The following is a 13,627-nucleotide window of genomic DNA, read 5'->3' as shown; positions in this document are numbered from 1 at the left end:
CACGCCTACGACACCTCGACCATGCGCCCGACCGTAGCAGCGAGGTACGACAACAATGGAGCGGTGATCGAAGCATTGCGGCATCCCGTCGAGGACGACCATTCCCGTGTCATGGCGGTGATGGACGAGTGGTGGGGCGGGCTCGGCGGGGAGTCCGGCGGCCTGTACCGGGCGACGCTGCTGCCCCGCCTCTTCTTCCAGCACTTCACCGACACCAGCTACGTCCTGGACCTGCCCGGCGGCAGGCTCGGCGCGTTCCTCGTCGGGTTCGTGTCGCAGTCCGATCCCGGCGTCGGCTACATCCACTTCGTCGGGGTGTCACCGGCGGTGCGGCGCACGGGGGTCGGCGGTGCGCTGTACCGACGCTTCTTCGCCGACGTGGGCGCCCGTGGCGTCCGGAAGGTCCACTCGATCACCGGCGTCGCCAACCGGCAGTCCCTGGCGTTCCACACCCGGCTCGGGTTCACCCTCGTGCCCGGCGACACCGAGGTCGACGGCCTGGCCGTCCACACGAACTACGACGGGCCGGGCCGCGACTCGCTCAAGTTCGTGAAACACCTCCCCTGAGCCACGGTCCGCCGCTGCGTCCCCGAGCCACTGTGGACGGTGCTGCGCCGGCTCGCCCGGCGCCGCCGGTGGTCCTGCTTTCGACCGGTGAAGTGGTCCTTCCGTCACTCCCGCGGTGCGGCGACGCTGGAGCGCGTGCGGTTCCGACACCATCCGGCGCTCCGCGCCGACTTCCCGGCGCTCGCCGCGGTCACCCTGTTCGTCGACGGCGTCACGGCCGACGCCGGTGTCGACCCGGCGCCGTGGCTGGACACCGCCCGCCGCCGCCTCGCCACCGGCGCCGAGGGCGGGCTGCCGGAGATCCAGGCGTGGCGCCGCGCCTTCACGGCGATGGGCCTGCGACCCACCCAGTACCGCTGCGCCTCGGAGTCGCTGCTGCGCCGCCTGCGCCGCGAGGGTGACCTGCCGTCCCTGCACCCGCTCGTCGACCTGTGCAACGCCGTCTCGGCCGCCTACGCGATCCCCGTCGCCGCCCTGGACCTGGACCGCATCACCGGCGACCTCGAGGTCCGCCGGGCCACCGGCACCGAGCCGTACGCCACCTTCGCCGGCGACGTGGAACACCCCGACCCCGGCGAGGTCGTCTTCGCCGACGAGGCAGGCCGTGCCCACGCCCGCCGCTGGACCAACCGCCAGAGCGGCCATTCCGCGATCAGCGCTCGGACCCGCCGGGCGTTCATCGTCGCGGAGGCCCTCCACGACACCGCCACCATCGACGTCACCGCCCTGCGCGAAACCCTCACCGCCGCCCTCCACACCACCTGGCCGACCGCGACCGTCACCACCGCCGGCCCCTAGCCCAACTTTCCTGGCTAGCATGATCGACTAGGTTGTTTTCGCAGCTCAGTGGGGTTGGCTGGGGCCATGACCTAAGTCTGTGGCGCCCATCGTTGAAGGTCGAAGATTTCGATGAGTTTCTGCTGCTGGGGGCTGGTTTCGGTGAGTTGGTGGCGGGTTTTTGGGCGTCCGCCGGTGGAGGGGTAGATCAGTACGGTTTCTTGGATGCCGCCGAGTTGGGTGAGCAGTTCCCGGACGGAGAGGTTGAGGCCGGCGTGGGTTGCTTGGCGGCGCATGAGGTGGGCGATCTGCAGGGCGAGGACGCAGGTGTAGACGTGCACCCGGATGGTCTGGTCGGTGGAGTGGTGCATGGGCGAGAACGACACGACGGCGGGGTCTTTGAGTTGGCGGAACCCGAACTCGGCGTCGGATTGGGATCGGTAGGCGGCGACCACGTCGGCGATGGGCCAGGAGTCGCGGTTGGTGACCAGGATGCGTTTGCCGAAGAGTTCGGCTTCCAGCACGGTGTGGGCGTGCTCGTCGATGGTCCATGACAGCCGCAGCTGCGATGGGGTGTCACCGGCGAGTTGCCAGTTGAGGATCTGCCGGACCCAGGGGTCTTTGCACAGGGTGGTGACTTCGGCGGCGACCGCGTCGCGGGTGCGGCGGGTTTGCCGCGTTGCAGGCGGGTGGCGAGTTCGGTCAGTTTGGCTTCGGTTTTGGCCAGGGTCTGGTCGAGTCCGCGGGACTGCCCGGCGTGCAGCGTCGGGGAGTGGGTGAGGATGACCCGGGTGGGTTGTCCGTAGATGTCTTTGCGGACCTGCAGGGCGGTCAGGCCGGGGAAGCGTTGCGGGTCCACGCGTCTGCGTCGGCGTTTGGGCAGGGCGGTCAGATCGGAGTGGTCCGATGGTGGCAGCGAGGTGACGTCGCCGATGCCGGTGGCACGCAGGTGTTCCAAGTTCGCGGTGGAGTTCTGCCCGGCGTCGAAGACCACGGTCACTTCACCCAGGGCGCCGTCGGCGAGGACGGCGCGGTAGCGCAGGCACAGTTCGTCGAGCACGGTGGCGAACTGGGGGACATCGGGCCGGTTCGCCGCCTCCTGCATGCGGTGCCCGAGCCGTTCGAGCTCGTCCGAACCTGGCCGGCCGTTCGGCACCGCGCGGGTCGGACGCCGCCCAGCGGGCGATCAACGTTGCGAAGATGGCCGGCGTGCTCAGCAGCTCCGCGGGTCCGGCACCGCGGACACCCTCCCACGCCGGCACCGCCCTGCTGGGCAAGGGCGAAACGGCCGGGCACTGCCCGCCGGGATAGGTTGAGCGACATCTTTTCGCAGCGGATGGAACCGGCGAGCGGGTTGAGGGGTGAGATGGGTATGGGCAAACCGCCTGCCGTCCTGGACGCTGTCGCTGATCTCTATTCGGCCTGTTACGGCCGGCTCGTCGGGACGGTCGCGCTCGTTGCAGAGAGCCGAGCGGACGCCGAGGAGCTGGTTCAGGAGGCATTCGTCAGGCTGCTCGGCAGATGGCACCACGTGTCCCGCCTGGAGTCTCCTGAAGCGTGGGTGCGCACGGTCGCGTTCAGGCTGGCGTCGAACCGGCGGCGGAAGGCCCGCAACGCGCTGCGTGCGCTGTTGCGCCACGGCCCGGCGCCCGACGAGCCGCCGCCGAGCACGGATCGGGTGGATCTGACGCAGGCACTGCGGCAGCTGCCCGTCGGTCAACGGCAGGCAGTCGTCATGCACCACCTGCTCGGCCTGCCTGTCGCGGAAATCGCCGACGCGCTGAGCGTGGCTCCAGGAACCGTCAAGTCCCGTTTGAGTCGTGCGCGAGACGCGCTGGCCGGGCTGCTGAGAGAGGAGACACACCATGTCTGAGCTCAAGGAGCTGCTGGCCGCGGAGGCGGCCCGACAGCAGCCGACGCACCAGCCGCCCTTCGCGGATCTTGTGCGGTCGCGCCGGAGACGAGACCGGCGCGCCCCCCTTCTCGCAGGAGCGCTCATCGCCCTTGCGCTGACCGCCGCGGGGGTACCGGCGCTGATGCGCCAGGAGCGGACCGCGCCGTCCGCGCCGAGCGCCGGCGTGCCCGTGACCGGAACGTTGCTCCAGGTCGGAGGCCCCGGGGGCATCCCACCCCGCGGCATTGCCGGCACCGTGCACTTCCAGGCGACCGACGGCACCGTGACGGAAGTGCTGGCGAAGATCGACGGCCGGTTCAGTCTTTCGGTTCCGCCCGGGCGGTACGTCGCTACCGGCACTCCACGGGGCCATGGCACCAGCAACCCGTCAAGCGTGTTCGTCAGCAACCCGCCCGAGGTGCCGACCGGAAACTCCTCGGGCGCGGTCACCACCATCCCGGATGGCGCCAGGCTCCCCGTCTGCGAAGCGGACGCACCCATCACCGTTTCGTCGGGCGGACTCGACGACGTCCAGGTGATCTGCCAGGTCCGGTAACATCCGAACGATTTCGACAATTTGCGCTGATTTCTCCGATTCAATTGACCATTGCCGTCTCGTTCCACCGGCAGGCCGCTGGATCTTTGCCGCAGCTGCCGCAACCGATACACTCCGCCGTAGATCGGAAGCTTCGCATCCGTCTATGAACGGGGCCCCTCATGCGCGACATGCGTCGCCGTATCTCCATGTCTGTGGTCGCGTTGACCGCATCCATAGCTACCAGCGCGGTGGCCTTGCCCGCGCCGGCCCAGGCCGCGATTCCCACCTGCCCGGGCCGTTGTCACGCCTATGGAATTGCGTATCCCTACAACCTCCTGAATGCGGTGAGCGCGAACATCAGCGTCAACTGCCTGCACGTTCCGAACCGAATCTCTCAGTTCGTCAACTGGGAGATGTGGCTCATGACGAGATCCGACCGGGGATCAGACCCGTTGACCTGGAACTGGGTCGAGGTCGGCATGACCGCCGGCACCCTGCGCTATGACAACCCGACACAGACCGGATTCATGTGGTTCTGGGCGGACTCCTACGCGACCTACGGCTCCGATCCGGGCGGCTACTTCGAGCACTACATCAGTTCCGCGACCGTGCAGACCACCTCGAACGTAAGCCTGTACTGGGTGCCGAACCAAAATGGCGTGTACGGCTGGAACGTGTACAAGAACGGCACTCAGTGGGGCTGGTCGGGGGTCGGCAGTTTCCCGCACAGCCCACGACTTGGCGCCGAGTCCACGAACGGCAATATCGCCGTGGACGGCTGGGCCGATGACTGGCGGTACCGGGAGGCGACGTCCGGCATCTGGAAGAAGATGAACGCGGCGCCGGTGAAGTCGGGCAACGCCATCAACGTCAGTCTGCCCACCGACGGTCAGGTGCACGGCTGGACACCGCAATGGGCCTGCGGCGGCCCAGGGCCATCGGCAGCATCCGGGGCCCGGCTGGACGGCGCGGACAGCGCCGAGCCGGACCACGCACCGCTCATGCGGACGCAGGCCGGTGTACGGCAGAGGCTCCTGGCCAAGACGAACCAAGCCGTAAGCATGCTCGGCACGGCGGATGTCGGCAGGTCACGGTATGTGAAGACGACCCGCAACGCCGCCCTCGGCCGCCACCACGACACCGCGGTCGCCGAGGACCGGCCCGTCTACCTGGTTCAGCTCAACGGCACCTTCAGCCGGCCCGACAAGCACGGCCGCACGTTGAACGGCTCGGTCCTGGAACTCGTCGTGGACGCGGAGACCGGCCAGCTCACGGACTGGGGCATCACCAGTGGCGGGAAGAGCCTGGACAGCCTTGGCGTCACGGCAGCACTGGCCTGACACCGCGCGCGACGTAGGCCAACCGTCCGGCGCGGCGAGCACTGTTCGTAGTGTTCTAGGTCATAGGCCCGCTAGAAGATCAAATCAAGCAAGACACACCGCTAAGCCCAGCTCAACCCCTATCGACACAACCCGCACTCTACCCAAGATCAAACTAGCCAGGAAGGTCGGGCTGGCCGGGGGTTCAGCCGGGCGGACCGGCGCGCAGGCCCGTGATCCGGCCACCGGCCGACGGCGCCGACGGCCGCTTCAGGCGAGACGTGCCCGCAACCCACGCCGGCGCAGGCCCGCGGCGGCCGCGTTGGCGTTGCGGCGCAGCCGTTCGACCTCCGTGACGAGCCGGCCCGCGCCCTCGTCCGTCAGCCGGTAGTAGCGGCGGAGCCGGCCGTCGACGGCCTCCTCGCGCTCCACCGCGATCAGCCCCTGCCCGGCGAGACGGTCCAGTGCCCCATACAGCGTGCCGGCCCCCAGCACCACAGTGCCCCTGGAGAGGGCGGTCACCTGTTGCAGGATGCCGTAGCCGTGCAGCGGCTCGCCGGTGAGCGCGGTGAGGACGAGAAACGTCGGCTCCTGCATTGGAGGCATGACCAGCAAATTACAACCGCCCAGATATTACGTCAATCGTACTATCGGGCCCGGGGCGTGTCCCACGGCGCAAAGGCTCATGGCAGCATTCGGGTGGTCGATGTTGGCAGCGCACTGGCGACGGCACCGGACGAGGAGACCGCATGGGCGCACTGCGACGGCCGTGGGTCATGTCCGGGCTGATGCGCGCCATGTGCGTCGTCCTGGCGGTCTGCGCGACCTGGTTCGCGGTCAACCTGGTGACCCCGGTGGGGCCGCCGGTGCTGCTGTGGGTGGCCACGCCGGTCGGTGCGCTGCTGCTCACGGCCGCGTTCCGCCGCACGTCGCGCACGGCGTCGCTGCCCGCGCCGACCCGCCGCTTCTGGGGGCACCTGAGCGTCGCGGCGTTCCTCGTCGGGGTCGCGCACACGACCCAGGCGATCGACGTGCTCACCCACCCCGACGTCGGCGGCGCCTACAACGGGCCGGGGCTGCTGATCTTCGACAGCGGCGCCATCCTGTTCATCATCTTCGCGCTGTACCGGCTGCCGCTGTCCGCACGCAGCGCCGGCGAACGGCTGCGGGTCACCCTCGACGGCGGCACGGTCGTCGCCGGTGCCGCCGTGTTCATCTGGCACTTCCAGACCCGGGTCGCGCTCGGCACCGACAACCGCGAGCAGGTCGTCGGCTCCCTGATCCTCGGCGTGCTCGCCCTGGTCGTCGTCCTGGCCGTGGCGAAGGTGATGCTGTCCGGCTACGAGTTCATCGACAAGTCGGCGCTGCAGTGGCTCGCGTTCTCGATCTTCTTCGGCGCGACCAGCTCGCTGCTCCAGCCGCTGCTCGCGTCGGGCCATCCGCATCTGATGGTGACCCAGGTCACCATCCCCGTGGTGTGCTGCCTGGCGTCGTGGGCGGCGGAGCGGGAGCGCCGCACGACCCGCCGGCCCGTCGCCGCCCGCCGGCGCCGCCCGTTCAGCCTGGTCCCCTACGCGGCCATCGCCGCGGTGTACGTCCTGCTCATCCTGGAGACGTGGACCGGCGACCACGCCGACCAGAAGATGATGGTCCTCGGCGCGGTCACGCTCACCGCGCTGGTCATGGTGCGGCAGGTCGCCGCGTTCGTCGACAACGGCCGGCTCCTCGCCCGGCTCGACCACGGCGCCACCCACGACGCACTGACGCAGCTGCCGAACAGGGCGCTGTTCGGCCAGCGGCTCCAGGAGGCGCTGCAGCAGCCGGGCCCGGTCAGCGTCGCGCTCATCGACCTCGACGACTTCAAGGAGGTCAACGACACCCTCGGCCACGAGGTCGGCGACCTGCTGCTGATCGAGGTGGCGCGCCGCCTCGAGGACCGCGCCGGGGCCGGTGACACGGTCGCCCGGCTCGGCGGCGACGAGTTCGTCGTGGTCATGCCCGGCGCCGGCCCGTCCGACGCCACCCTCGCCGTGCAGGCGCTGACCGACGCGTTGCGCGTCCCCGCCGTCGTCAACGGCCACGAGCTGCCGATCTCGGCGAGCATCGGCATCGCCGACGGCCGCACCGGAGACGACGCGAGCGTGCTGCTGCGCCGCGCCGACATCGCCATGTACGCCGCGAAACGCCTCACCGGCACGGCGTTCCTGCACTACGACACCGCGATGTCCGAGCTCGGCGACGCCGGCGACCACCCCGCCCAGCTGCGGGAGGCGATCACCGGCGGGCGGTGTTTCCTGGTGTACCAGCCGATCGTGTCCCTCGAAGACGGCCGCCTCGTCGGCGCGGAGGCCCTCGTCCGCTGGGACCATCCGGAGCACGGCGTCCTCCCGCCGGACACGTTCATCCCCCTCGCCGAGCGCACCGGGCTGATCGTGCCGCTGGGCCGCTTCGTGCTCGCCGACGCGTGCCGGCAGTTCGCGGCGTGGGACGAGCAGTACGGCGCCGCCGCCCCGGCCGTGCTCAACATCAACGTGTCGCCGCGGGAGCTGCGCGAGACCGACTACGCCGACTTCGTCGCCGGGACCCTGACCGCCCACGGCGTCGACCCGGCCCGCATCGTCCTGGAGATCACCGAGTCCATGGCCCTGACCCTCGGACCGGCCACCGCCGCCCTCGACCGGCTCCGCGCGCTGGGCGTGCGGATCTCCCTCGACGACTTCGGCACCGGCAGCTCCACGCTGCGGCTGCTGCACGACTGCCCCGTCGACGAGGTCAAGCTCGACCGCTCGTTCACCCAGGCCCCGGCGTCGGGGCGCACGCCGGTCGCCGCGGCCGTCATCCAGCTCGCGCAGGCGCTGCGGCTGCACGCCGTCGCCGAAGGTGTCGAGACGCAGGAGCAGGCCGAGCTGCTGCGGTCGCTCGGCTACCGCTCCGCCCAGGGCTACCACTTCGCCCGGCCCGTCCCGGCGGCGCAGCTCACCGAGTGGATGACGGCCCGCGCCCCGTCGCCGGCGGCTACCTCAGCGTGAGCTGCTTCTGCCCGGCGCCGGTCAGCTTCAGCGTGGCCGGCTTGCCGTCGCGGGTCATGGCGCCCTTCGGCTCGAACCTGACCTGCAACGTCTGCACCGAGCCCTCCGCGACCTCCATCCGCACCTCGTCGCTGATCGTGTACGCGTTCATCGGCACCGGGTCGTTCGTCACGTCCGCGTCGGACGCCTCGACGGTGACCGCCTTGCCGCCGGCGGTCAGCTGCAGGCTCTGCCGCATGTCGACGGTGCCGCCGAGGCTGCCGAGCGCGGTGAACTTCGCCTCCACCCACACCCGCAGCCAGGTGCGCCCGGCCGGCGCCCACGTCCCCTGCCGGCGGTGGTCGTAGGGCTCCAGGGCGGCCGACACGGTGATCTCCACGTCGGTCTGGTGCGGCTCGCCGCTGACCTGCCCGACCAGCTTGAACGACGTCTCCCCGTACGGCCGCGGCTTCAGATAAGCGGCCACCGCTCCCGGCCCGACCGCGCCGGTGCGCAGGTCGACCGTCTGGTCCTTGTCCGCGTCGGTGACGACGAGCTTCACGGGCGCCCCGGCCGGCACCAGCGCGACGAGGACACTGTCCGGCGCCACCAGGCCCTCGACGGGCCGGGCCTTGTCACCGACCCGCAGCCGCGCCTTCACCGCCGGCGACGGCTCGGTCCTGCGGCCCGGCACCTCGGCCAGCCGGGCGAACACGAACTCCTTGCCCGCCCCCGCCGCGATCGGCCCGGACGCGTCGCGCGGCACCCCCGTCGCCGACTGCATCCTGCCGAACTGCGTGACCACCGCCGGCTCCAGGTGATCGGCGGCGCCGACCTCGGTCAGCCGCACCGCATAGTCCGGCCCGGCGATCGCCGAGCCCGCCGGCAGCTGCTTCGCCGCGGGGACCGCGATCCCTCCCCCAGCCAGGACCGCGAGCTCCTCGGCGACCGATGCCTTCGGAGGCGCCGCGGACGCGGGCACCGTCACCGGCTTCCCGCCGCACCCCGCCAGCAGCCCGCACGCCAGCACGACTCCGAACCATCCACGCACCGGTCGTTCCTCCCCCGTTTCGCCGAGGCCCCACCATATCGGCGGGGTGCGACGATATTTCTGTGGACGTCCGAGGCGCGCAGGTCGGCGACAACAACACGCAGATCAACCACTACGGTGGGCCGCCGGATGAGAGCGCATGGCTGCTCGTCGATGCCGAGCGGATCCTCGGGGCGGACCATCCCGACACCCTCGACACCCGGCGGAACCTCGCGCACTGGCGGGGGCTGGCCGGAGACCCGGACGCCGCGGTCGCAGGACTCGACGCGGTGCTCGCCGATTATGTGCGCGTGCTCGGGCCGGACCATCCCGACACGATGCAGGTGCGGGAGAACCTCGTGCACTGGCGGCCCGAAGGGCTCGAGGCGCTGATCGCCGACCGCACCCGGGTCCTGGGGGCGGACCATCCGCACACGGTGCGGCTGCTTCAGTAGACGTCGCGGACGTAGCGCTTTTCGGTGCTGAGCTGCTTGACGTAGGCCTCGGCGGTGTCGGGGGTCAGGTGGCCGTGGGTGACGGCGATCTCGCGCAGGGTCCGGTCGACGTCCTTCGCCATGCGGCTGGCGTCGCCGCAGACGTAGAAGTACGCGCCGTCCTGCAGCCAGGACCACAGCTGGGCGCCGTGTTCGCGCATGCGGTCCTGGACGTACACCTTGTTGCGCTGGTCGCGGGAGAAGGCGAGGTCCAGGCGGGTGAGGGCGCCGCTGTCGCGCAGGGCGAGGAGCTCCTCGGCGTAGTAGAAGTCGGTGGCGCGGCGCTGCTCGCCGAAGAACAGCCAGTTCGCGCCGCGGGCGCCCTTCGCCTGACGTTCGTGCAGGAAGCCGAGGAACGGGGCGACGCCGGTGCCGGGGCCGACCATGATCATGGCGGTGGCCGGGTCCGCGGGCGGGCGGAAGTGCGGGGCGCGCTGGACGAAGACGGAGACGGAGCCGTCGGTGGGGAGGTCGGCGAGGAACGTGGACGCGACGCCCTTACGGGTCTGGCCGCGGCTGTTCGGGAAGCGGACCACCGAGACGGTCAGGCTCACCCGGGACGGGTCCAGCAGCGGCGTCGAGGAGATCGAGTACTGCCGTGGCTGGAGCCGCTTCAGCACGCCGGCCCACTCCTGGGCGGTGGCGTCGACGGGCCACTCGGCGACGACGTCGACCGCCTGCCTGCCCCACGTCCACTTCGCCAGCTCGCCCTGGTTGTCGGGGCGCAGCAGGGTCTTCAGGTGCGGGTCGCCGTTGCGGTCGGCGACGAACCGCAGCAGGTCCGGGCTCACCTTCGCGATCTCGAGGCGGCGGTGCAGCGCCTCGGCGAGCGGCAGGGTGCCGTGCTGGGCGAGCTCGACCGGGTCGTCGCCCCGCAGACCGGTCACCTCGAGCCACTCGCCGACGAGGTCCGGGCAGTTGACGGGCCAGACGCCCAGCGCGTCGCCGGCCTCGTACGGCAGTACACCGTCCGCGGCGTCGAACGTGAACTGCCGGACCTCCTTCGCCGAGCCCGGCAGGCTCAGCAGGCGGTTGCCGGTGAGCCGGGCCGTCACCGGCTGGTTGCGGGTCGGCGCCGGCGCCGCGGTGCGCCCGGCCGGCGTCGTCGCCCGCAATGCGGTGATGACCTGGTCGAGCCAGGCGCCGGCGGCCGGCTGGTAGTCCGGTTCGCAGTCGACGCGGGCGGTGAGCCTGGTCGCGCCGAGCTCGCTGAGCCGCGCGTCGAGGCGCCGGCCGTGGCCGCAGAAGTCGTCGTAACTGGAGTCGCCGAAGGCGAGCACGGCGTACCGGCGGTCGTCGAGGCGCGGCGTGTCGGGGCCGCCCAGCGACTGCCAGAACGCGGCGCCGTTGTCGGGTGCGTCGCCGTCGCCGAACGTACTGGTGATGATGAGCAGGTCCGCGGGCCCGGCGAGGGTGTCGACGCCGACGTCGGCCATGCTGCGCACACTCGCCTGCCAGCCGTCGTCGGCGAGGCGGCGGCCGACGACGCCGGCGAAGTCCTCGGCGTTGCCGGTCTGCGACGCCCACAGCACCTGGATCGCCGGGCCGGCCGCCCCCTGCACCGCCACGACGGCGGGCGCGGCCACCGGCACCCGCGAGTAGCGCCCGGCGAGCAGCCCGTTCACCCACAGCGCCCGCTCCGGCGCGACGGGGGCCGACGCCGGCAGGACGGGCACCGTGGTGTGGTCCGGCGGCGCCGCGGTGAGCGCGTCCAGGAACCCGGCCAGGTAGCGTTTCTCGTCGTCGGTCAGCTGCGGCGGTACCGGCGGAAGCCCCAGCAGACCGCGCAGGTCCTCACCACGGTCGGGCACGTCGGCGACCCTGGTCAGTGCGACCGCGCAGACCTTGAGCTCGGGCTGGAACGAGATCGGGTCCACGGCGTCGTTCGTGACGGCGTTGACGCTGAGGTATTCGCCGAAGAGGTCGTTCCAGTGGAAAGGCGCGAAGCACCCGCCCGGCATGACCCGGTCCGTGACGACGGCGGGCAGCACCGCGCGGCCCCGCCGGGACGCGACCTCGACCCGGTCACCGGAGCCGATCCCGAGCCGGGCCGCGTCGGCCGGGTTGACCTCGACGAACGGGCCGGGGTTGAGCTTGTTGAGCTTTCCGACCCGGCCGGTCTTCGTCAGCGTGTGCCACTGGTGCTGGACGCGGCCGGTGTTGAGCAGGAACGGGTAGTCGTCGTCGGGCAGCTCCGCCGCCGGCAGGTGCGGGCGGGCGAAGAACACCGCCCGGCCGCTCGGCGTCGCGAACGCCAGCCGCGGCCGGGTGCCGTCGGGCCGCTCCAGGAGTCGCCGGCTGACGCCGTCGTTGACGTAGCGGACCGGGTTTCGGGCGCCCGCGCCGGGCGGCGCCGGCCACTGCACCGGGCCCTCGCGGAGCCGTTCGTAGGTGACGCCGCGCAGGTCGTAGCCGGTGGCCGGGTTCCAGAACGCCCGCAGTTCGGCGAAGACGTCCTCCGCGCTGTCGTAGGCGAACGCGTCGCCGTGGCCGAGTTCCGTGGCGATGCGGGCGATCAGCTGCCAGTCGGGCAGGGCGTCCCCCGGCGGGTCGACCGCACGGTGCACGAGCGTCAGGGAGCGCTCCGAATTGATCATGATGCCGTCGGTCTCGCCCCAGATCGTCGCGGGCAGGATCACGTCGGCGTACGCGTTGGTCTCCGTGTCGCCGTACACGTCCTGCGTGATGACGAGCTCGGCGGCCTCGAGACCCTCGATCACGGTGCGGCGGTTGCCCACCGACGCGACGGGGTTGGTGCAGATGATCCAGCAGGCCTTGATCTCGCCCTCGGCCATCCGCCGGAACATGTCGACGGTGCCGGTGCCGACGTCGGTCCGCAGCGTGCCGCGGGGCAGCCCCCACCGGTCCTCGGTGAACGCGCGGTCCTGCTCGACGAGGACGGAGCGCTGCCCGGGCAGGCCGGGACCCATGTACCCCATCTCGCGGCCACCCATGGCGTTGGGCTGGCCGGTGAGCGAGAGCGGGCCGCTGCCCGTGCGGCAGATGGCGCCGGTGGCCAGGTGCAGGTTGACCAGGGCGTTGGTGTTCCACGTGCCGTGGGTCGACTGGTTGAGCCCCATCGTCCAGCAGCTGACCCAGTTCTTCGCGCCGCCGATGAACGCGGCCGCCTCCTGCAGCAATTTTTCCGGGATGCCGGTTATTTCGGACACTGTGGCCGGCGGGTAGTCGGCCAGGAACGCCGGCATCGCGTCCCAGCCCTCGGTGTGCTCGGCGATGAACTCCTCGTCGACGTGGCCCGCCTCGACCAGCAGGTGCAGCAGGCCGTTGAGCAGCGCCAGGTCGGTGCCGGGGTTGATCTGCAGGAACAGGTCGGCCTTCTCGGCGGTGGCGGTGCGGCGCGGGTCGACGACGATGAGCTTCGCGCCGGCCTTGACCCGGTCGAGGATCCGCAGGAACAGGATCGGGTGGCAGTCGGCCATGTTCGCGCCGATGACGAGGAACACGTCGGCGTGGTCGAGGTCGTCGTACGAGCCGGGCGGCCCGTCCGAGCCGAGCGACAGCTTGTAGCCGCTGCCGGCGCTCGCCATGCACAGCCGCGAGTTCGACTCGATCTGGTTGGTGCCGATGAACCCCTTCGCGAGCTTGTTCGCCAGGTACTGCGCCTCCAGGGTCAGCTGTCCCGACACGTACAGCGCGACCGCGTCCGGGCCGTGCTCGTCGATGATCGCCCGCAGCTTCCGGGCGGTCTCGGTGATCGTGGCGTCGAGGCCGGCGTCCTGCGGTGCGGCGCCCCGCTCCCGGCGGACCTTCGCGGTGCCGAGCCGCCCGGGCGCGGCCAGCATGTCGGCGCTCGTGGCACCCTTCGTACACAGGCGGCCACGGTTGGCGGGGTGCTCCTTGTCGCCGGCCGACCGCAGCACCCTGGCCCGGCCGTCCGGGCCAGGCCCGATGTCCAGCACGATCCCGCAGCCGACGCCGCAATACGAGCAGACCGTCCTGACCTGGGTGCCGAGTGCTCCCACGACCACTTCCCTCCGCC

Annotated in this window: 11 protein-coding genes; 7 read left to right on the top strand and 4 right to left on the bottom strand. The window is 71.2% G+C overall.

Annotated features, from left to right (window positions below):
- Window positions 1-63: 63 nt before the first annotated feature.
- Window positions 64-567, top strand: coding sequence for a GNAT family N-acetyltransferase (locus ABZS58_RS21220; RefSeq protein WP_354783908.1), 504 nt, complete (start codon window positions 64-66; stop codon window positions 565-567).
- Between the two features lie 135 nt (window positions 568-702).
- Window positions 703-1,365, top strand: a complete 663-nt coding sequence (locus ABZS58_RS21215; protein ID WP_354783906.1) for a phenylalanine--tRNA ligase beta subunit-related protein — start codon at window positions 703-705, stop codon at window positions 1,363-1,365.
- A gap of 71 nt (window positions 1,366-1,436) precedes the next feature.
- Here the strand turns inward: ABZS58_RS21215 and ABZS58_RS21210 are convergent, their stop codons facing one another.
- Entirely contained in the window at window positions 1,437-1,868 is a 432-nt protein-coding gene (locus tag ABZS58_RS21210; RefSeq protein ID WP_354783904.1) for a hypothetical protein, read from the bottom strand.
- An 848-nt stretch (window positions 1,869-2,716) separates the two neighbouring features.
- Between ABZS58_RS21210 and ABZS58_RS21205 the strand changes: the two genes are divergently transcribed.
- The 3 genes from ABZS58_RS21205 to ABZS58_RS21195 all read left to right on the top strand — a co-directional run bounded on the left by ABZS58_RS21205 (window position 2,717) and on the right by ABZS58_RS21195 (window position 5,116).
- Window positions 2,717-3,217 carry a SigE family RNA polymerase sigma factor gene (locus tag ABZS58_RS21205; protein WP_354783902.1) on the top strand — a complete coding sequence of 167 codons (501 nt, stop codon included), beginning with the start codon at window positions 2,717-2,719 and terminating at the stop codon, window positions 3,215-3,217.
- The gene (locus ABZS58_RS21200; RefSeq protein WP_354783900.1) at window positions 3,210-3,794 is read left to right on the top strand and encodes a hypothetical protein; all 585 of its coding nucleotides are present in this window, start codon (window positions 3,210-3,212) and stop codon (window positions 3,792-3,794) included. Before ABZS58_RS21205 ends, ABZS58_RS21200 begins: the two co-directional genes overlap by 8 nt.
- 161 nt (window positions 3,795-3,955) lie before the next feature.
- Complete coding sequence (locus ABZS58_RS21195) at window positions 3,956-5,116, top strand: hypothetical protein (RefSeq protein WP_354783898.1); 1,161 nt, start codon at window positions 3,956-3,958, stop codon at window positions 5,114-5,116.
- Window positions 5,117-5,365: 249 nt separating this feature from the next.
- Here ABZS58_RS21195 and ABZS58_RS21190 read toward each other — a convergent pair whose 3' ends face one another.
- Window positions 5,366-5,692, bottom strand: a complete 327-nt coding sequence (locus tag ABZS58_RS21190; protein ID WP_354783981.1) for a helix-turn-helix transcriptional regulator — start codon at window positions 5,690-5,692, stop codon at window positions 5,366-5,368.
- A gap of 152 nt (window positions 5,693-5,844) precedes the next feature.
- On the opposite strand from ABZS58_RS21190, the gene ABZS58_RS21185 reads away from it, so the two are divergent.
- Complete coding sequence (locus tag ABZS58_RS21185; protein ID WP_354783896.1) at window positions 5,845-8,124, top strand: EAL domain-containing protein; 2,280 nt, start codon at window positions 5,845-5,847, stop codon at window positions 8,122-8,124.
- Here ABZS58_RS21185 and ABZS58_RS21180 read toward each other — a convergent pair.
- Window positions 8,111-9,154 carry a hypothetical protein gene (locus tag ABZS58_RS21180; RefSeq protein ID WP_354783894.1) on the bottom strand — a complete coding sequence of 348 codons (1,044 nt, stop codon included), beginning with the start codon at window positions 9,152-9,154 and terminating at the stop codon, window positions 8,111-8,113. The genes ABZS58_RS21185 and ABZS58_RS21180 overlap by 14 nt on opposite strands.
- A 62-nt stretch (window positions 9,155-9,216) precedes the next feature.
- On the opposite strand from ABZS58_RS21180, the gene ABZS58_RS21175 reads away from it, so the two are divergent.
- On the top strand, window positions 9,217-9,588 hold the full coding sequence (locus ABZS58_RS21175; protein WP_354783892.1) for a tetratricopeptide repeat protein: 372 nt from the start codon (window positions 9,217-9,219) through the stop codon (window positions 9,586-9,588).
- Here ABZS58_RS21175 and ABZS58_RS21170 read toward each other — a convergent pair.
- Window positions 9,582-13,610 carry a bifunctional nitrate reductase/sulfite reductase flavoprotein subunit alpha gene (locus ABZS58_RS21170; RefSeq protein WP_354783891.1) on the bottom strand — a complete coding sequence of 1,343 codons (4,029 nt, stop codon included), beginning with the start codon at window positions 13,608-13,610 and terminating at the stop codon, window positions 9,582-9,584. The two genes, ABZS58_RS21175 and ABZS58_RS21170, sit on opposite strands and share 7 nt — an antisense overlap.
- Window positions 13,611-13,627 lie beyond the last annotated feature (17 nt).

It is taken from the genome of Dactylosporangium sp. NPDC005555, assembly GCF_040605635.1.
Lineage (GTDB): Bacteria > Actinomycetota > Actinomycetes > Mycobacteriales > Micromonosporaceae > Dactylosporangium.
Note: the sequence above shows the minus strand (reverse complement) of the source record. Positions and strands in the feature narration are given on the sequence as shown.

Coding starts and splice junctions, on each gene's coding strand:
- ABZS58_RS21205 (WP_354783902.1), top strand. CDS start 2,717: ATGGGCAAACCGCCTGCCGTCCTGGACGCTGTCGCTGATCTCTATTCG.
- ABZS58_RS21200 (WP_354783900.1), top strand. CDS start 3,210: ATGTCTGAGCTCAAGGAGCTGCTGGCCGCGGAGGCGGCCCGACAGCAG.
- ABZS58_RS21195 (WP_354783898.1), top strand. CDS start 3,956: ATGCGCGACATGCGTCGCCGTATCTCCATGTCTGTGGTCGCGTTGACC.
- ABZS58_RS21190 (WP_354783981.1), bottom strand. CDS start 5,692: ATGCAGGAGCCGACGTTTCTCGTCCTCACCGCGCTCACCGGCGAGCCG.
- ABZS58_RS21185 (WP_354783896.1), top strand. CDS start 5,845: ATGGGCGCACTGCGACGGCCGTGGGTCATGTCCGGGCTGATGCGCGCC.